The sequence below is a fragment of the Streptomyces sp. NPDC052114 genome (genome assembly GCF_040680155.1).
Classification (GTDB): domain Bacteria; phylum Actinomycetota; class Actinomycetes; order Streptomycetales; family Streptomycetaceae; genus Streptomyces.
This window is the reverse complement of the sequence record NZ_JBFAWC010000014.1, coordinates 14,705-30,821: the sequence shown is the minus strand read 5'-3', so window position 1 is coordinate 30,821 and position 16,117 is coordinate 14,705. Positions and strand designations below refer to the sequence as shown.

Genomic DNA, 16,117 nt, shown 5'->3' with positions numbered 1-16,117 from the left:
GGGAGGGCCACACATGACAGGCACGGTCATCGGCCGCGCGGCTGTTGCGGAGGGTGAGGAACGGCGGCGCCGCATCGTGACCAGCGCGCGTCGAACGGGATCCGTCGACGTCACCGGGATCGCCGCCGACCTCGGCGTGTCCAAGGAGACGGTGCGGCGCGATCTGAGCGCGTTGGAGCGGCGCGGCCTGGTGCGGCGTACGCACGGGGGTGCGTATCCGGTGGAGAGCAGGGGTTTTGAGACGACGCTGGAGTTCCGTACGGGCATGCACGTCGCGGAGAAGGCACGGATCGCGGTGGCCGCCGCGGAACTTCTGGGGGATGCCGAGACGGTCTTCATCGACGAGGGGTACACCCCGCAGCTGATCGCCGAGGCGCTGCCCGACGACCGCCCGCTCACCGTGATCACGGCGTCGCTCGCCACGGCCCAGGGCCTGGCGGCCAGGCCGAAGGTCACCGTCCTGCTCCTCGGCGGCCGGGTCAGGGGCGGCACGATGGCCACCGTCGACCACTGGGCGGCCCAGATGCTGTCCGAGTTCGTCATCGACCTGGCCTACGTGGGCGCCAACGGAATCTCCCGCGAACACGGCCTCACGACCCCCGACCCGACGGTCAGCGCGGTCAAGCGGCAGGCCATGCGCGTCTCACGCAGACGGGTCTTCTCCGGGGTGTACTCGAAGTTCGGCGCGGTGAGTTTCTGCCGCTTCGCCGACGCGCGCTCCTTCGAGACGATCGTCACCGACACCCGACTGCCGCCGACGGAGGCCCGGCGCTACGCGCTGCTGGGACCGGAAGTGCTGCGGGTGTGACAGCGGGTGGGATCCCTGGTCGCGGGAGTCGGCTCGCCGTGCGGGAGTCCCGCGCCCGGCTCTCCCGCTCAGGCGCTCGGCCGAGTCGGGGCCGTGGCCGGTGGCCAGCTTCGCAGGGTCATGTCGGCGACCTGTTGGAGGACGCTGCGCGTGGTGCCGCCGGCGGCTTGGACGGCGATGCCGTTCGCCACGGTCATGAGGTGGCGGGCGAGTAGTTCCGGATCGGTGCCGGGAGGCAGGTCGCCTTCGTCGACGGCTTGCCGGAACCGGTCGCGCAGGAGGGAGGTGTGCTCGTTGCGCCAGACGATGAGGGCGTCGCGGGCATTGCCTCCCGGGTCGCCGGCGGCGAGGGACCCTTGGACGCCGAGGCATCCGGTGGGGCAGCCGGGGCGGGTGGTGGCCCGGACGGAGCCGTTGAGGAACGCGGTGGCCACCTGCCGGGCGGTCGGCTCCCGCAAGGCACGCGCACCGTACGAGGCGGGCCCCTCGGTGTACCGCTCCAGGGCCTTGCGGAACAGGTCCTCCTTGTTGCCGAAGGCCGCGTACATGCTGGTGCGGGTGATGCCCATGGCGTTGGTCAGGTCGGTGAGGCTGGCTCCGTCGTAGCCCTGCTCCCAGAAGACCCGCATGGCGTGTTCAAGGGCCTGGTCGGTGTCGAAGCCCCTCGGCCGGCCGATCGGCGCCTTCTTGCCTGTCTCCATGCAATCGATCGTACCTCTTGTGTACCGATCGGTGCGGAAGGTGTTACGGTCCCCTTCAGTACCGATCGGTACTTTAATGTGCGGAGGTCGTCGTCATGAGAACGTTCGAGGGTAAGACCGCGGTCGTCACTGGCGGCACTACTGGGATCGGCTTGGCGACTGCGAAGCGACTCGCGGCCGAGGGTGCGCACGTGTTCATCACCGGCCGACGCGAAGCGGAGCTGCACAAGGCTGTCGCCGCCATCGGCAACGCCACCGCAGTGTGCGGTGACGTCGGCGTCGCGGCCGATGTGGACCGCCTGTACGAGCGCGTGAGGGAGCATGGGCAGGGCCTGGACGTGCTGTTCGCCAATGCGGGCATCAACCACATCGCGACGCTGGACGAGCTCACCGAGGACATCCATGACGCGGTCTTCGACACCAACGTCAAGGGCACCTTCCTCACGGTGCGGAAGGCCCTCCCGCTCCTCAACGACGGCGCCTCGGTGATCCTCACCGCCTCGACCGCGGCCGAGGGAGGCGCGGCGGGCATGAGCGCCTACGGAGCGTCGAAGGCGGCCGTGCGGGCTTACGCCCGAGCCTGGGCCGACGAGCTCGGCAGCCGAGGCATCCGGGTCAACGCGATCTCGCCGGGCCCGGTGAACACCCCGATGTGGGACGCGGCTTTCGGCGATCGTGCCGGGGAGATGATGCAGACCGTCGCGGCCGGGCTGCCCTCCAAGCGGGTCGCCGAGCCGGACGAGATCGCCGCCGCCGTGACCTTCCTCGCCTCGTCGGACAGCAGTTTCGTCTACGGCGCCAATCTGTACGTCGACGGTGGAATGAACCAGATCTGACCGGACCGAGGTTCCCGCCTTCAGCGACGGCCACCACGGCGAGACCGCGAAAGGGCTTCGTGCTTCATCGCCATCCGGAAACACCCCGAACGGGGAACTGAGAGGCAATCATGTCTGACGCCGAACTGCGCGATTTCTTCCGGCGCTACATCGCCGCGCTCAACGCTCATGAGTTTCACCGTATGACCGAGTTCATCCACGACACGCTCGTCATGAACGGGCGGCCGGTCACGCGGGACGACGTCGTCGCGGATCAGGAGGGGCACGCCGACGCGGTACCGGACTTCACCTGGCGGGTCCTGGACGTCGCCATCGACGGTGATCGAGTGGCGGCCCGTCTTTTCAACTGGGGTACGCCCGTGAAGGAGTGGTTCGGCGTACCTCCGACCGGCGCGACGGTCGAGTATGCCGAATACGCCTTCCACAAGGTCCGCGACGGACGCTTCTGCGAGATGAACTATCTGATCGACGCCCAGGCGGTGCAGCGGCAGTTGGCCGCCGTCACCTGACCGAAGCGGCAGGCCGCCGCGTTCAGGACGTGAGCAGTGCGTCCCGGTGTTCGCTGATGAATTCCTGGAGGGAGCGCGGCGGACGGCCGGTGAACCGGTTGACGGTTTCGGCCACGAAGTCGTTCTGACCGGCACGAATGAGATCGTCGAGGCCGGCAAGCGAGGCGGAGAAGTCGGCAGGGTAGCCGGAATCGACGTACTGCCGCACCCGCTGTTCGACGCTGACTGCGATGTGCCGGATCGGCTTGCCGGCCGCCTTGGTGAGGACGGCCGCGGCATCGTCGTAGCTGAGCGACTCCGGCCCGGTGACGAAGAACTCGCTGTTGTGCGCGGCGTCGTCGACGAGGAGGGCAGCAGCGGTGGCACCGATGTCCCTGGCGTCGACGAACGCCTGCTTCCCGCTGCCGGCCGCGGTGACGAACTCGCCCGAGGAACGGATCGCTTCCGCGAGCGGGTGCCTCCCGACGAAGTTCTGCATGAACCACGACGGCCGGAGCACCGCCCATTCCGGCATGACGGACTGGACGAGCGAGGCCACCTGTCCCAGCCCCGGGTCGCCTGTCCGGACGGCCGATGAACTGAGGAACACCGTTCGGTGCACCCCGGCCTGCCGCGCCTCGGCGAGAAACGCCTCGACCGGCGGGACGGGGTCGGCCACGCCGACCGGCGCGATGAGGTACATGCGGTCCACCCCGGCCACCGCCGTCGCGTAGGTGCCCGGGTCGGACCAGTCGAACCTCACGTGGTCGGTACCGGTGCTCCGGACGTCCTTCGTCGAGGTGGTGCGTATCGGCACCCCGCAGGCCTGCAGGCTCTTGGCCACCGCGCCGCCGGTGTTTCCGCTGGCGCCGAGCACCAGGATCCTCGATGTGGCGATCATGACTGCTCCCGCGCGGTGAGGATCTCGGTGAGGGGCTTCTCTCCGGTGACGGCTGCCACGATCTGGGGAATGGACCCCAGCGCGTGCCCGGCGGCCAGCGGATTCCAGTAGTCCTTGTAGGACACGATGCCTTGGTCGCCCACGCGGATCACCCCTACGTAATCGATGTCGTAGCGGCGCCCGGTGGCGAGCGCGGTCCCGCCCACCCCCCACTCGACGATCATCACATCCGGATCGGTCGTCTCGTGGCGCGTCTGATGACGGATGCTCCGCAGGTCGACGTGCTCGGTGTAGGAACGCACGTACTCCCGCACTTCCTCGCGGCCGCTCAGGTTCGCATGGCCCGGGGGAGCGAAGGGGAACTCCATGACGCCGTCCGGGGCCCACAAGTCCGCGAAACCCATCATGTCGTGCGCCAGGAGCACTTCATGCATGCGGTCCATCACGTCGTGGACGCGCTGTCGGCGGGCAGCGGAGTCGAGTGGTTCAGTCATCACAACCTCCTTGTTCCGGTCGGCCTTCGCCGACCTCGGGGAGGGTGCCGTACCGTCCGAACTCTCTTTCTGGGCCCCTTGGCCGGCAGCCGCCCGCGGTGAAAGAGGGTCAGGCGCCCCGGTCGGGCAGCAGCCCGACGGCCTTCAGCCGCTTGTCCGAGGCCCGGGCGGCCCAGGCGGCCACCAGTAGGCCCACGGCCAGCAGCGGATAGCCCATGGCTATCTTGGCGAAGCCCAGTGAGCCGACTTCGTCGGCCTCGTAGAGGTACTGCTGCACGACGAACCGGGCGCCGAAAATGAGGGCCAGCACCACGGTGGCGACGTTGTAGTAGAAGCGTGAGCGCCTGTCCGTGCGCCATACGGTGCCCTTGCCGGTTGCCGCGTTCCAGATCAGCCCGGCCAGGGGCCACCGCGCCAGGACGGACGCCATGAAGAGGACGGAGCCGGCCAGGCTCGCCCAGATGCCGATGAGGAAGTAGTCCTTGGCGGAACCCGTGTACCAGGTGATGCCGGCGGCGACCGCCGCGCCGAACAGTCCGCCCAGCGCCGGCTGGAGGGATTCCTTGCGCAGCAACCGGATGAGGGTGGTGGCCGCCGCGACGGCGACGGCGACGATGATCGCCGTCTTCAGCCCGCCGACATTGTTGGCGACGACGAACGCCACCACGGGCAGTGCCGAGTAGGCAAGGCCCTCGACGCCGCCCGCCTGCTCAAGGGCGGTCGGCTTCCTGCTCCGAACTGCCGTCTGATTCATCTGCATGGCGGTCGCCGCCTCCTGAGGAGTGGTGGTCTGCACAGTGATCGACTCTTCCGGTTTCGCGTGGTCGCGAACGTGATCTCGCAGCATCACTGAATGTCAGTGTGTCACTAAGTGACGTACGAAGGTACCCGCAGATTCATGATCCAGATCACACGGCCGTGTGATCCCAGGGTGGCGGCGCACGGTGGGCGGGGCTCGCCTGCCTGGTGCGGCAACGGCGGGGGTGCATGCGGGGGCTGTTCCGGCCCAGGGGGCCCTCGATCCCGGGTGGCTGATGCCGATGACGCCGGTGACGATCACCTCCCGGGACGGCCTCGCGCTCCCGACCGGGCCGCGATCATGGCCGATTCCCTCCGGGAGTAGGGGATCGCGGTCGAGTGTGCCCTCGTGCGGGGCCCTGCGGCCGACTCTCGACCGGTACGCGCTTATGCCGTCCCGGCGTCGAGCGTCGCGCGTCGACCGGGCCCGGCTCAGGAAGTGATCGGCTTCAGGCGGTGATCGGGTCTCCCACGGCTCCGCCGGTGGCTCTGCGGACTGCATGGGCGATGCGGGTGGAGGTGTCCGCGAACTGACGGGGGTCGGCGCCGTCAAGGAGGCTCGCGCCCACGTCCTCATTGATGACCCGCAGTGTGGCAGCGGCTGCCGCGGCGTGCAGGCGCACCTCTGTGTCCTTGACCGGGAGTTGAAGCCGTCGCGCGATGATCTCGGCCATCTCCCGCTCCACCTGGTCGCAGGCCATCAGCCAGGCGGTGCGGATGGCCGGCTCGCTGTCGGCCAGCCGGATCATCTTCATCGCGAGCAGGCTGTCGGCCGCCTCCACCGGACCGAGCTCTTGGCCGATCCTCGTCGATTCCGCGAGGAAGTGGGCCTCGAGCGAGAGCTCGGGGGGCCAGCTGCGCAGCGTGGACATCTCCAGCTTCACCCCCTCCATCACGATGGGCTCGGCACAGCTCTCCTTGCTGCGGAAGTGGCGCCAGATCGTGCGGACCGACAGTCCGACGGCCTCGGCGATCTGGTCGCCGCTGGTCGCGTCCACACCCTGGTCCCAGAACAGACGGCATGCCTCACGTGAGATCTCCAGGCGAATGCGGTGCCGCCGCCGCTCGCTCATCCCGCCCCCGCCGCGTTTGGTCGATGCCGTGCCGGCCATCTCGCCACTCCTCATTCCAAACTGCCAGGTAGTGCCATAGTGGCATTTAGTGACGTCGAATGCCAATGCGGGCCCATGCGATGGGCGCATTGGGGCCCGCGCGAGCGGCGGAGGCTTCGACGGGCCGACAACTCTACGAAGGCGAAGCGGGGGCCGTCCTCCGGAGGGGCCCACACCTCTTCAGCGCCATCCGTCATGACTTCACACGTGAACTCATCATCTGCTAGTCTCACTTCAAGGGTGAAGTCGAGTACGTGAAAACACCCCCCCTATGAACAGACAGAGGGAGCATCATGAGCACTGTTACCTTCGGCGTCGTCCCGGGCTACGGCGAGAAGCTGCACGAGGCCCTCGGCTACAGCGGGGCCGTCCGCGTCGGTGACCGGGTCGAGATCTCCGGTCAGGCCGGGGTGGATGACGACCTGGTCATTCCGGACTCGCTGGAAGACGAGATCATCCGGGCCTTCGACAACGTGGAGCGCACGCTCGCCACGGTCGGCGCGACATGGAAGGACGTCATCCACGTCAACTCGTACCACAAGGTCGCACCGGGGGACGACGCCATCGGTGACGACCACAACAAGGTCATGGCCGAGCAGTTCCGCCGTCGCCTCGGCGGCCGCGCGCCGATCTGGACCGAGTCCGGCGTCACGGTTCTCGGACTCGCCGCCATGCGCGTGGAGATCCGCGTCACCGCCATCGTCGGCTCGGGGAACTGAACCATCGCTTCCCGTACCGAGTTGGAGACGGTAAGGGCATGACGGCACCACTTCGCGGCAGGCCGTCACCTCGAAACCGGGGCGGCGGCCTGCGGAACGCTCTGCGGCCTGCGGAACGCTCTGCGGTCAGCTGAGCGGAGGCGGGAGGGCGACTCGGGCGGCGAGAAACTTCGGGGCCATCTCGAGGTAGCTGTCGGTGATCAGTTCGGTGAGCTCGGCCCAGTCGGTGTCGTCACCGAGCACGGTGGCGACGACGTTGTGGCCCCAGTGGGCACGAAGGAAGGGGAACCCGCCTGCGGTCAGGCCGAGCAGGTCGTCGACGGGTACCCGAAAGGTCATCACGACTAGCTCCCGATCCGCGGATACATACGGGGCGTAGACCGGGGAGCGCTCCACGTCCGACGTATAGACATGGGCGAAGGTCCGCGTACGTATCCGCCAGCGCACGCCGATCCAGGCCGGTTCTTCGTACGACTCGGGCAGTTGACGGCAGATCGGCCGCAGTCGGTTGAGGATCTCCGGCGGCACGTCTCCAGGGCTTGACATGGGTCGACACTAGCTGCCGTCGGTGAATTCCGTGTCGGCCGCGGCCGGGCCGTGCAGATGACCGATGGGCGTTGCGTTGGCGGTCGCGCTCGGGGGAGTGGTCGGACACCGCCGCATCAGTGGGGTGCGTACTTCGCCGCCTCCAGGCGGTGGGCTCACTGCCCGGGCACAGGCTCAAGATTGAGCTGCGAGACTGTCCGTCATGAGCACGCACAGTACGGACAGGCGCACGATCCTCGTCATCGGCATAGGGGCGGGCAACCCCGACCACCTCACCCTCCAAGCGGTGAAGGCCATCCGGCGCGCGGACGTCTTCTTCATCGTGGGCAAGGGTGCCGGCAAGGCCGCCCTGACGGATCTGCGCCACCAGATGCTGGAGGAGCACGCCGAGGCTCCGTACCGCGTGGTGGAGGTCGAGGACCCGAGCCGGAACAGGCGTCCTATGGACCGCTCCGACTACACCGCGACCATTGAGGATTGGCGTGCTCGCCGTGGGGACCTGTTCGAGCGGCTGATGCTCGACGAACTGGCGGCGGGCGAGACCGGCGCCTTCCTCGTGTGGGGCGACCCTTCGCTCTACGACAGCACCCTCGGGATCCTCTCCGACATCGAAGCACGCGGGCGGGTCTCGGCGGCCGTCGAGGTCGTCCCCGGGATCACCAGCGTCTCTACTCTTGCCGCGCGGCACCGCATTCCGATCAACCAGGTGGGTCGGCCCGTCCACATCACGCCGGCCCGCCGCCTGTCCGACGTGGGTCAGAACGACGACGGTGACATCGTCGTCATGCTCGACGCGCACGAGTCGTTCACCCAGGTCGAGGGGGAGGACGTCTGGATCTACTGGGGTGCGTACCTGGGAACGCCCGACGAACTGCTCGTCGCGGGACCCCTGCGTGACGTGTCCGACCGCATCAGGGAGGTCCGAGCCGCAGCCCGGGAGCGGCACGGCTGGATCATGGACACGTATCTGCTGCGAATCCTGGAAGAGCCGTCGAAGCAGCCGGGTCAGTGATGTCGGCAGTTCATCTGGTTCGTCACGGGAACTCAGCCGCACCTGGCGCGCAGATCGGCGATGGCGTTCTCGAAGTCGGTGAGTGATTCGAAGGCGCGGTAGACAGAGGCGAACCGCAGATAGGCCACCGGATCCAGTTCGCTCAGCGGTTCCAGAACGGCCAACCCGACTTCGTGAGTCGACAGTTGGGCGCTCCCGGTGGCCCGCACGTTCTCCTCCACCTGCTGACCGAGCCGGTCGAGCATGTCTTCGGTGATGGGCCGGCCCTGGCATGCCTTACGGACACTGCTGACGATTTTGGTGCGGCTGAACGGCTCCGTCACACCACTGCGTTTGACCACGAGCAGGGAGTAGGTCTCCACTGTGGTGAAGCGGCGTTGACAGTGGGTGCATTGCCTCCGACGGCGAATCGAGGTGCCTTCATCGGTCGACCGGCTGTCGATGACGCGACTGTCGGGGAGCCTGCAGAAGGGGCAGCACACCGTTCGTGTCCTTTCCGATTCTCTCGGATGGTTGAGGCGTCTACCGGTGTCCGGCCGACCGTGAATCCGATCCTGATCATAAAGGAACTGACCTGGCCTTTTTCGCCAGATGCACAACACCGACGAGCCGGGCACCACGCCGCACCATGTGGTGACGTCGAATGCGAGGTCGGAAGCGGTGCGGTATGGAGGGCACTCGGGCCGGATGCCACCCGATGGGTCCCGCCTCGTCGTCGACGCCCGGACCCATCGGGTAATTGAGTGGTCATCAGCCATGGAATTCGGTCGTGGGAGGGCCGCTCGCGCAGGCGGACCGGCCCGCCGGAGGGCGCTGGGTCATGCGGCACGGCCCCAGGCGGCGGTGCCGGGGCGGCCGGCTCGACGGCCGTTGATGGACGGCACCGTGCGGTGGTGCTGGCCTGCCAACTGCGCCTGGCCGGAGTGCTTGCCGTCATAGAGCGCTGCGTCGGCGGCGCGTTGCAGCGCGGGAAGGTCACGGGTCCCGATCCCGTCGGGGGTGGCGGCTCCGACCGACGCGGCGACGTCGATGAGCCGGCCGTCCTCGAGGACGGTGGGTGTGTGCAGCAGCTGCATCAACCGCTGCAGACGCTGGACGCGTTGGCCGCGGGGCAGGTTCAGGACGATCGCGAACTCGTCGCCGCCGAGCCGTCCGATGGCCGCGCCTTCGCCGGCCCAGGCGGTGAGGCGGTCGGCCAGCGTCATCAGGACGGTGTCGCCGGCCGCGTGGCCCTCCGTGTCGTTGATGGCCTTGAAGTGGTCGGCGTCGACCATCACGACGGCGGTGCCGTCGCCGTGGCGGCGCAGGATCTGGCGGGCCCGGGTGGTGTAGGCGTCGCGGCGTAATAACCCGGTCAGCGGGTCGCGCTTCGTCGCGGCCAGCTGCCGGTACAGCAGTACGGCGTGCAGGGTCCAGCCGGTCAACGGGAGGGCCACGCTGGTCAGCAGGAGGGCGCGCTGGCTGCTCCGGGTGGGCGTGTACATGTGGGACGTCATGGTGGTGTCCTCCGTACTTGTCCGGTGTGGGGTCGATGTGTCCGAAGAGGTGGCCGCCTGGCGCGTCCGCCCGTGGCGGCCATCTGTGCGGGGATGCTGTGTCGTCCGCCTTCGTGGTGCCGGTGGTGAGGGACCACCGCGTCCGCCCCGGCGCTGCGCGGGGCTTGGTGGGATGGGTACGAAGCGCCCACCGTCGGGCAGCGGTTCCGTACCGCTCCGCGGGACGGTGTGGGCACAGGTGGAGTCCGGGACGCTCGCCGGTGGCCGCGCATCCTCACGGGCGCGGAAGCAACGGAACCAGGCGGAGGCCCTCTCGTCGCCGTCCGCGTCCGCGCCGGTCCTCCGCAGCGGTTGCGCGCAGGGGTACACCGCCGGGTGACCGAGCTCGGTTACGTGAAGGTCGGGGCTCGATCGACCTGCTCCGTCACCAGTGCTTCGGCAGTGACCATCTCGGTCCTGCTGCCGTAACTTCCGCCACGGGATGCTCTGCTCAGGCCACGCGGGCACGCCGGGGAGCGTACGGGGTGCTCCCTGTGGGGCACCAGGGAAGCGCGACGGCCGAGCGGGTTCAAGGCGGTCGACCAGGTTCTGCTCGGGCGCGGAGACGCCACATCGGCCAGAACTTGGCCGTGGCCACCGAGCATTCCGTCCTCATGGGCGAGCGCAGTCCCACCGCCGAACGGCCTCACCGGGCGCGGCCGGCCGGTCGGCCAGATCGAGCCAGTCTTCTCTGCGGCCGGTCCTTGTGGGCCGACACATGTAAATCCGCGGTGGAGTTCTGAGGCAACTCTCATGCCTACGTTGTCCTGAACGGCTGCGGCCGCCGCCACGGAATTCTGAAGAAGCGGGTGAGTGCGACCTGTTCAAGGTCGGTGTCGTGCATGAGTCCGCCGAGCCGCGGAAGCGGTCGACCCGTACGCGCACGCGATAAACCTGGCGACGTCGGCGATCATCCCCGGGATACTGGGCGCCCATGGATGAGGTCAAAGTCGTCGTCGCCCATTCCGAGCGTGCGACGCTGCGTGTCGGCGACGTGTTCTTGAAGGTGGACGCCGATCAGGCGCGCGTCGACGTCGAGGTGGAGGCGATGTCCCTCGCGCCGGTCCCGACCCCCGAGGTCCTGTGGCGCAAGCCGCCCGTGCTCGCTATCGCCGCACTGCCGGGGACGACGCTTGGGCGCCTCGGCGGGTCGTCGACCGGGTCGCCGGCGGCGTGGGCCGCGGCGGGCGCCGCCATCCGGAAGCTGCACGAAGCGCCGCTGCCGCCGTTTCCGGGCCGCGCCGGCCGAAGCACCGTCGCTCTGGCGGCGGAACTCGACGAAGAGTGCGAACTGCTCGTGACGAACGGCCTCCTGCCCGCTGACCTGGTCACCCGCAACCGCCAGGTCGCCGAGGCCGCGCTCCGGCCGTGGACTCCGGCGTTCACGCACGGCGATCTGCAGATCGCCCACGTCTTCGTCGACGGCGACGAGATCACCGGCATCATCGACTGGTCCGAAGCGGGGCAGGGTGACGCCCTGTACGACCTCGCCACCTTCACGCTCGGACACGAGGAGCACCTCGACGACGTCGTCGCCGGCTATGGCGCCGACGTCGACCTCGACGTGATCCACGCATGGTGGTCATTGCGAAGCCTGCTGGCAGTGCGCTGGCTGATCGAGCACGGCTTCGACCCGTTCGCGCCGGGCTGCGAGGTCGACGTACTGAGGTCCCGGATGTGAGGCTGCACGGGCCCGACTGCAACGTACGCGGTGCCGGCCTGGTGGGTCGGCACGCCGAACCGTCCGAAACCGATGAAGCGATCGCCTGATGGGTCGCGGCGCAGCCTTCGCGTGGGCCGGTGCAGCGCTGGAGCGGGCATCAGGGCCTCAACAGCCCGCCCACCCACCAGTCGTGCGGCTTGCCGTCGTTGGCGATGCTGCGATGGCGCAGTATCCCTTCGACGGTGAAACCGAGCTTCTCGGCGACGGCACGCGAGCCGGTGTTCCCGACCATGGCCCACCACTCGATGCGGTGCACGTCGAGGGTGGCCCAGCCCCAGTCGCACAGGGCCCGAGCGGCCTCCACCGAGTACCCGCGTCCGCGCTGCTCCTTGACCGCCCAGTAACCGAGTTCCCAGACACCGCGGCTGATGAGGGTCAGGCAGTACGAGCCGACCAGGGCACCACTGTCCCTGCGGAACGCGCCGAGGGTGTAGTCCTTGTCCTCGGCCCACTGCGTGGGCAGTTGCTCGCCGACGAGCTTCTCCGCGTCCGTACGCCGGTACGGCACCGGCACCGGCGTATAGAACTGGATGTCCTCGTCCTGGCAAGCCTCGTACACCGCATCCACGTCGGCAGGTGTGAAGGCCCGAAGCACCAGACGGTCGGTCTCAAGAGTCACCGGATCCATTGCGGCAGTATGAACACCACCGGTAAGCAGAGACCAGCGAATATCTTCGGGCGCCGCACATCGCGTCACAGCACCACGCCCTCGGCCGGTTGACGATCGTCGCCCACCACTACGTCTGCTCCCTGACCGGTCCGGTCAAGGTCGCCGGCTCCCGGTGGGCGGTCGAAGACGAATTCCAGAACCTCCCCTCTACTCTCTGCCAACCGCCCAGTGAAGACAAGACTGTAATTTTTGCTGTCAAAACCGGAAAATCATCACCGGGTGGAAGTCTGCGCCGCTCTCCAACGGGAGGACGCTCATGTCAGAAATCTGGGATCCGCACGGCAGTCTGCAGCGCATGCTGTGGATCGGCGGCGCACAGTGGTCCGGCAAGACCACCGTGGCAGAAATCATCGCCAAGGGGCATGGCTTGACGGTGTATCACTACGACTACCACGACGCCCGCGGCCACCAGGATCGCCGGATCGCGCGCCGGGTCGCCCTGGGTGAGCCCGTGGGAGATCCCGCCCCCGACCATGTCTGGGTGGAACAGAGCCCGGAGGAGATGACCTCCGAGACGCTGGCCGGATTCCCGGTCCGCTTCGAGTGGGCGTTGGACGACCTGCGCGCACTGTTCACCGGCCGGCCGGCGATCGCTGAGGGATGGGGACTGCGACCGGAGCTCGTCGCGCCGCTGCTCGACTCACTTCGGCGCATGGTTGTCCTCGTCCCCACCGAAGACTTCCGTCGCCACCAACTCCGTACCCTTCCGCGCGCAGGAGCCCTCAGCATCCCTGTCACCAACCCAGCCCGCGCCCAGGCCAACCGCATCGCCCGCGACCGGCTGATCGCCGAGGATGCGGTACAGAACGCCCGCAGCCTCGGCATCCGCGTCATCGAGGTCGACGGCACGCTCAACGCGACGGCGGTGGCGGCGGAGGTGGCCGAGCACTTCGCCCCTCACCTGGGCCCGGCGACCGCTGCGTGAACGCTTGGCGCGAGCGGGCCTACGCTCTTGATCGCCAGGACACTGCCTAGTGGAATAACGGTACGTACCAGGCTGCGAGTCCGACGGTCACATCGGATTCGTTACGCGCGCACCGCCTGCGACAGCGCCTCAACGGTCACGCCCACGATGGCGAGGAGCTGCGCCGGGCTCGTCCCGGCCCTGCTCATGACGGCGAGCGACTGGTTCACGGCCGCCGCGTGGACGGCGAAGGCCTCGGCGTCCTGGTCGGTCAGTCCGCCGGCCTTCAGCGCGGTGCGCAGGCGCAGGAGCTGGCAGCCGAGCGCCTGCTTGGCGTGCGCGGCGACGCCCGGACTCAGCACTGGAATCGCCATGGCCGACTGGGCGATCAGGCATCCATCGGGCAGTTCGGGATCGGCGATGCGCTGGAGGGTGACGTCGAAGAACGCGCGAAGAGCGACAACGGTGTCCGAGGCCGCCCCCGACAGGGCGGTGTCGTACTTCTCGCCATAGCGCGCGGCGTAGAGGTCCAGGCAGCGCAGGAAGAGCGTGTCCTTGGCGCCGAGGGAGGAGTAGATGGAACTGCGGTTCAGACCGGTGGCCCGAGACAAGTCGTCCAGTGAGGTGTCGGCGTAGCCGTCGCGCCAGAACTGGATCATCGCGGCGTCGAGCGCCGTGTCCATGTCGAACTGCTTCTTGCCTGCCACGCGGTACTTCCTTGCCGATGCGTCGATGGTTCGGACCGTGCCGCACGCCAGTCTATCTTGAACCAATCGGTTCAAGATGCGTTAGTCTTCAAGCGGTGGTCACGGCCAGGCATGCCGCGCACCTCGCGACCTCGCGACCGTGCGAGAAACACCCCGCGCGGCCCCCAGCCACCGCCGCCAGCCGCACCGCCCAAGCCCCTCACCTCTGGCACCGATGGAGGATCCCCGTGACCGGCTCAGCCACCAGCACTCCGCATGTCTCCGCAAGCAACCCCATCCGCGACCTGCCTCTGCGGCATCTGGCCGGATTCACTCACCGCTGGGTCGACGCGGACGGAGTCCGCCTTCATGCCGTCGAAGGCGGGCGGCCGAGCGGCCCGACCGTCGTCCTGCTCGCCGGATTTCCGCAAACTTGGTGGGCTTGGCGCAAGGTGATGCCCGGCCTCACCCACCGGTTCCGCGTCATCGCGATCGACCTGCCGGGTCAGGGCCACTCCGAACGTCCCGAGCGCGGCTACGACACGCACTCGGTTGCCGCGCACGTCCACGCCGCCGTGAAGGCTCTGGGGGTGTCGACCTACTCCCTGGTCGCCCACGACATCGGCGCCTGGGTCGCTTTCTCCCTTGCCCTCAACTTCGAGAGCCACCTGCGCGGGGTCGCTCTGCTCGACGCCGGAATTCCCGGTATCACTCTCCCGGAGGCGATTCCCACCGACCCGGACCGGGCGTGGAAGACCTGGCATTTCGCGTTCCACATCGTGCCCGAACTGCCCGAGACGCTACTTGCCGGCCGCGAACGCGATTACGTCGACTGGTTCTTGAAGATGAAGGCCCTGTCTCCCGACACGTTCGACGACGCCGAGGTCGACCACTACGCGGCGGCCGTCGCCGCCGACGGCGGCCTGCGGGCTTCCCTCGCGTACTACCGAGACGCCGCGGAATCAGCGCGCAAGAATCGTGAGGCGCTCACGTCGCGGCACCTGACCGTGCCGATCCTCGGCATCTCCAGCAGCCACGGCTCCATTCCGGACATGGCCGCCTCCATAAGCCCCTGGGCCGACAACACCACCGGGATCGTCGTGCCCGAAGCCGGACACTTCATCCCCGACGAGCAGCCCGAAGCCGTCACTGCCGCGATAGCAGACTTCATCGCGGACGACGAGTGACATCCGTCGAACCACTGAAGTGGCTTTTAGGCGGTCTCATTTCGGTGAGGGGGCCAATGTGTACGTGACATGAAACCTTGCCAGGACCTTGGACAGTGGTTTGCCGGATCTGGATCATGAGATTCGTGACGAGAACGATTGGGCCCGATCCAATAGCAGTTGTGCGGGACTACTACGAGCAGTCGGCAGAACGGGAGGCCGACCGGCTGGACAGGCCCACCGACGGGGCCATCGAACGGGAGCTGCACGCGCGGGCGCTTGAGGAGCATCTGCCTCCTGCCCCCGCGCGGATTCTGGACAACGGAGGAGGCCCAGGCACATGGACCCTGTGGCTCGCACGCCGTGGATACCGGGTGACGCTCACCGATCTGTCGCCTGCGCTGCTGAACGTTGCGCGCGATCGCGTCGGACATGCCTCCCGGCAGACTGCCGCGAATGTGGAGGCCGTCGCGGAAGCGGACGCGCGTGATCTGAGTGCTTTCCCTGACGCTTCCTTTGACGCCCAACTGTGTCTGGGGCCCTTTTACCACTTGATCTCCAGCGCTGACCGGCGTCAGGCCATACGGGAAGCTCATCGAGTCCTGCGACCAGGCGGGCTGCTGGTGGCGACCGTAATGCCACGCTACATGCGATTGGTCTCCACCGTGCTCGAGCGCGGGTCAGCCGCATTCACCACTGGGGCAGTCGATCTCCTTCTGGACGAGGGCCGTTACGACGACACGCGGCCCGGACGCTTCACGGGCGGATATCTCACCCGCCCGGAGAATGTCACGTCTCTCTTCGAAGACCATGGCTTCCGTGTGCGGCGCCTGCTCGCATCTCAAGGCATCCTGTCCTGGGCGCAGCCGGAAGTGGCTGCTCTTGCGCAACGGGACCCTGACGCCTACGAGCAACTGCTCGACATCGCCTATCGGACTGCCGACGACCCGTCCATCCACGGTATGAGCGGCCATCTGCTGGTCATCGCCGAACGATCGGCGGATCACACCGTGTAGAC

At 68.0% G+C, this 16,117-nt stretch carries 18 protein-coding genes and 1 pseudogene; 9 read left to right on the top strand and 10 right to left on the bottom strand.

The features are described from left to right. Positions 1-13: 13 nt before the first annotated feature. On the top strand, positions 14-808 hold the full coding sequence (locus AB0L89_RS28365; protein WP_365146681.1) for a DeoR/GlpR family DNA-binding transcription regulator: 795 nt from the start codon (positions 14-16) through the stop codon (positions 806-808). A 68-nt stretch (positions 809-876) separates the two neighbouring features. On the opposite strand, the gene AB0L89_RS28360 is transcribed toward AB0L89_RS28365, so the two are convergent. Then, positions 877-1,509, bottom strand: coding sequence for a TetR/AcrR family transcriptional regulator (locus AB0L89_RS28360; protein WP_365146678.1), 633 nt, complete (start codon positions 1,507-1,509; stop codon positions 877-879). Positions 1,510-1,604: 95 nt separating this feature from the next. On the opposite strand from AB0L89_RS28360, the gene AB0L89_RS28355 reads away from it, so the two are divergent. After that, entirely contained in the window at positions 1,605-2,345 is a 741-nt protein-coding gene (locus tag AB0L89_RS28355) for an SDR family oxidoreductase (RefSeq protein ID WP_365146676.1), read from the top strand. A 110-nt stretch (positions 2,346-2,455) separates the two neighbouring features. Beyond that, positions 2,456-2,854 carry an ester cyclase gene (locus AB0L89_RS28350; protein WP_365146673.1) on the top strand — a complete coding sequence of 133 codons (399 nt, stop codon included), beginning with the start codon at positions 2,456-2,458 and terminating at the stop codon, positions 2,852-2,854. A gap of 22 nt (positions 2,855-2,876) precedes the next feature. Here AB0L89_RS28350 and AB0L89_RS28345 read toward each other — a convergent pair whose 3' ends face one another. The 4 genes from AB0L89_RS28345 to AB0L89_RS28330 form a co-directional block, all read right to left on the bottom strand. After that, positions 2,877-3,734: an NAD(P)H-binding protein gene (locus AB0L89_RS28345; protein ID WP_365146670.1), complete on the bottom strand. Its 858-nt coding sequence runs from the start codon at positions 3,732-3,734 to the stop codon at positions 2,877-2,879. Beyond that, positions 3,731-4,228, bottom strand: a complete 498-nt coding sequence (locus tag AB0L89_RS28340) for a nuclear transport factor 2 family protein (RefSeq protein ID WP_365146667.1) — start codon at positions 4,226-4,228, stop codon at positions 3,731-3,733. The genes AB0L89_RS28345 and AB0L89_RS28340 overlap by 4 nt, the downstream gene beginning before the upstream one ends. A 109-nt stretch (positions 4,229-4,337) precedes the next feature. Continuing rightward, positions 4,338-5,024, bottom strand: a complete 687-nt coding sequence (locus AB0L89_RS28335; RefSeq protein WP_365146664.1) for a DUF3159 domain-containing protein — start codon at positions 5,022-5,024, stop codon at positions 4,338-4,340. Between the two features lie 451 nt (positions 5,025-5,475). Further along, entirely contained in the window at positions 5,476-6,138 is a 663-nt protein-coding gene (locus AB0L89_RS28330; protein ID WP_365146661.1) for a helix-turn-helix domain-containing protein, read from the bottom strand. A 293-nt stretch (positions 6,139-6,431) separates the two neighbouring features. Here AB0L89_RS28330 and AB0L89_RS28325 point away from each other — a divergent pair, with 293 nt between their 5' ends. Then, positions 6,432-6,857 carry a Rid family hydrolase gene (locus AB0L89_RS28325; RefSeq protein ID WP_365146658.1) on the top strand — a complete coding sequence of 142 codons (426 nt, stop codon included), beginning with the start codon at positions 6,432-6,434 and terminating at the stop codon, positions 6,855-6,857. Between the two features lie 126 nt (positions 6,858-6,983). Here AB0L89_RS28325 and AB0L89_RS28320 read toward each other — a convergent pair whose 3' ends face one another. Next, positions 6,984-7,403 (bottom strand): MmcQ/YjbR family DNA-binding protein, encoded by a 420-nt coding sequence (locus AB0L89_RS28320; protein ID WP_365146656.1) that lies wholly within the window; start codon positions 7,401-7,403, stop codon positions 6,984-6,986. A 202-nt stretch (positions 7,404-7,605) separates the two neighbouring features. Here AB0L89_RS28320 and cobF point away from each other — a divergent pair, with 202 nt between their 5' ends. Then, positions 7,606-8,415 (top strand): precorrin-6A synthase (deacetylating), encoded by an 810-nt coding sequence (gene cobF / locus AB0L89_RS28315; protein WP_365146653.1) that lies wholly within the window; start codon positions 7,606-7,608, stop codon positions 8,413-8,415. 47 nt (positions 8,416-8,462) lie between these two features. Here the strand turns inward: cobF and nrdR are convergent. Beyond that, positions 8,463-8,897 (bottom strand): annotated as a pseudogene (gene nrdR, locus AB0L89_RS28310) (transcriptional regulator NrdR); the annotation flags it as partial. Between the two features lie 336 nt (positions 8,898-9,233). Then, positions 9,234-9,911 (bottom strand): GGDEF domain-containing protein, encoded by a 678-nt coding sequence (locus AB0L89_RS28305; RefSeq protein ID WP_365146650.1) that lies wholly within the window; start codon positions 9,909-9,911, stop codon positions 9,234-9,236. 973 nt (positions 9,912-10,884) lie between these two features. Between AB0L89_RS28305 and AB0L89_RS28300 the strand changes: the two genes are divergently transcribed. After that, positions 10,885-11,631 (top strand): aminoglycoside phosphotransferase family protein, encoded by a 747-nt coding sequence (locus AB0L89_RS28300; RefSeq protein ID WP_365146647.1) that lies wholly within the window; start codon positions 10,885-10,887, stop codon positions 11,629-11,631. Positions 11,632-11,770: 139 nt separating this feature from the next. Here AB0L89_RS28300 and AB0L89_RS28295 read toward each other — a convergent pair whose 3' ends face one another. Further along, the gene (locus AB0L89_RS28295; protein WP_365146644.1) at positions 11,771-12,301 is read right to left on the bottom strand and encodes a GNAT family protein; all 531 of its coding nucleotides are present in this window, start codon (positions 12,299-12,301) and stop codon (positions 11,771-11,773) included. A 298-nt stretch (positions 12,302-12,599) separates the two neighbouring features. Here AB0L89_RS28295 and AB0L89_RS28290 point away from each other — a divergent pair, with 298 nt between their 5' ends. Further along, positions 12,600-13,268 carry a hypothetical protein gene (locus AB0L89_RS28290; RefSeq protein ID WP_365146641.1) on the top strand — a complete coding sequence of 223 codons (669 nt, stop codon included), beginning with the start codon at positions 12,600-12,602 and terminating at the stop codon, positions 13,266-13,268. 101 nt (positions 13,269-13,369) lie between these two features. Here AB0L89_RS28290 and AB0L89_RS28285 read toward each other — a convergent pair whose 3' ends face one another. Then, positions 13,370-13,954: a TetR/AcrR family transcriptional regulator gene (locus AB0L89_RS28285; RefSeq protein ID WP_365146638.1), complete on the bottom strand. Its 585-nt coding sequence runs from the start codon at positions 13,952-13,954 to the stop codon at positions 13,370-13,372. 227 nt (positions 13,955-14,181) lie between these two features. Here AB0L89_RS28285 and AB0L89_RS28280 point away from each other — a divergent pair, with 227 nt between their 5' ends. Together AB0L89_RS28280 and AB0L89_RS28275 are read left to right on the top strand one after the other, a co-directional pair. Next, positions 14,182-15,120 (top strand): alpha/beta hydrolase, encoded by a 939-nt coding sequence (locus AB0L89_RS28280; protein WP_365146635.1) that lies wholly within the window; start codon positions 14,182-14,184, stop codon positions 15,118-15,120. A 161-nt stretch (positions 15,121-15,281) separates the two neighbouring features. Next, positions 15,282-16,115: a methyltransferase domain-containing protein gene (locus tag AB0L89_RS28275; protein ID WP_365146632.1), complete on the top strand. Its 834-nt coding sequence runs from the start codon at positions 15,282-15,284 to the stop codon at positions 16,113-16,115. Positions 16,116-16,117 lie beyond the last annotated feature (2 nt).

Excerpts from the sequence above, each read along its gene's own strand:
- AB0L89_RS28365 (WP_365146681.1), top strand. The coding sequence starts at position 14 with ATGACAGGCACGGTCATCGGCCGCGCGGCTGTTGCGGAGGGTGAGGAA.
- AB0L89_RS28360 (WP_365146678.1), bottom strand. The coding sequence starts at position 1,509 with ATGGAGACAGGCAAGAAGGCGCCGATCGGCCGGCCGAGGGGCTTCGAC.
- AB0L89_RS28355 (WP_365146676.1), top strand. The coding sequence starts at position 1,605 with ATGAGAACGTTCGAGGGTAAGACCGCGGTCGTCACTGGCGGCACTACT.
- AB0L89_RS28350 (WP_365146673.1), top strand. The coding sequence starts at position 2,456 with ATGTCTGACGCCGAACTGCGCGATTTCTTCCGGCGCTACATCGCCGCG.
- AB0L89_RS28345 (WP_365146670.1), bottom strand. The coding sequence starts at position 3,734 with ATGATCGCCACATCGAGGATCCTGGTGCTCGGCGCCAGCGGAAACACC.
- AB0L89_RS28340 (WP_365146667.1), bottom strand. The coding sequence starts at position 4,228 with ATGACTGAACCACTCGACTCCGCTGCCCGCCGACAGCGCGTCCACGAC.
- AB0L89_RS28330 (WP_365146661.1), bottom strand. The coding sequence starts at position 6,138 with ATGGCCGGCACGGCATCGACCAAACGCGGCGGGGGCGGGATGAGCGAG.
- AB0L89_RS28325 (WP_365146658.1), top strand. The coding sequence starts at position 6,432 with ATGAGCACTGTTACCTTCGGCGTCGTCCCGGGCTACGGCGAGAAGCTG.
- AB0L89_RS28320 (WP_365146656.1), bottom strand. The coding sequence starts at position 7,403 with ATGTCAAGCCCTGGAGACGTGCCGCCGGAGATCCTCAACCGACTGCGG.
- cobF (WP_365146653.1), top strand. The coding sequence starts at position 7,606 with ATGAGCACGCACAGTACGGACAGGCGCACGATCCTCGTCATCGGCATA.
- AB0L89_RS28305 (WP_365146650.1), bottom strand. The coding sequence starts at position 9,911 with ATGACGTCCCACATGTACACGCCCACCCGGAGCAGCCAGCGCGCCCTC.
- AB0L89_RS28300 (WP_365146647.1), top strand. The coding sequence starts at position 10,885 with ATGGATGAGGTCAAAGTCGTCGTCGCCCATTCCGAGCGTGCGACGCTG.
- AB0L89_RS28295 (WP_365146644.1), bottom strand. The coding sequence starts at position 12,301 with ATGGATCCGGTGACTCTTGAGACCGACCGTCTGGTGCTTCGGGCCTTC.
- AB0L89_RS28290 (WP_365146641.1), top strand. The coding sequence starts at position 12,600 with ATGTCAGAAATCTGGGATCCGCACGGCAGTCTGCAGCGCATGCTGTGG.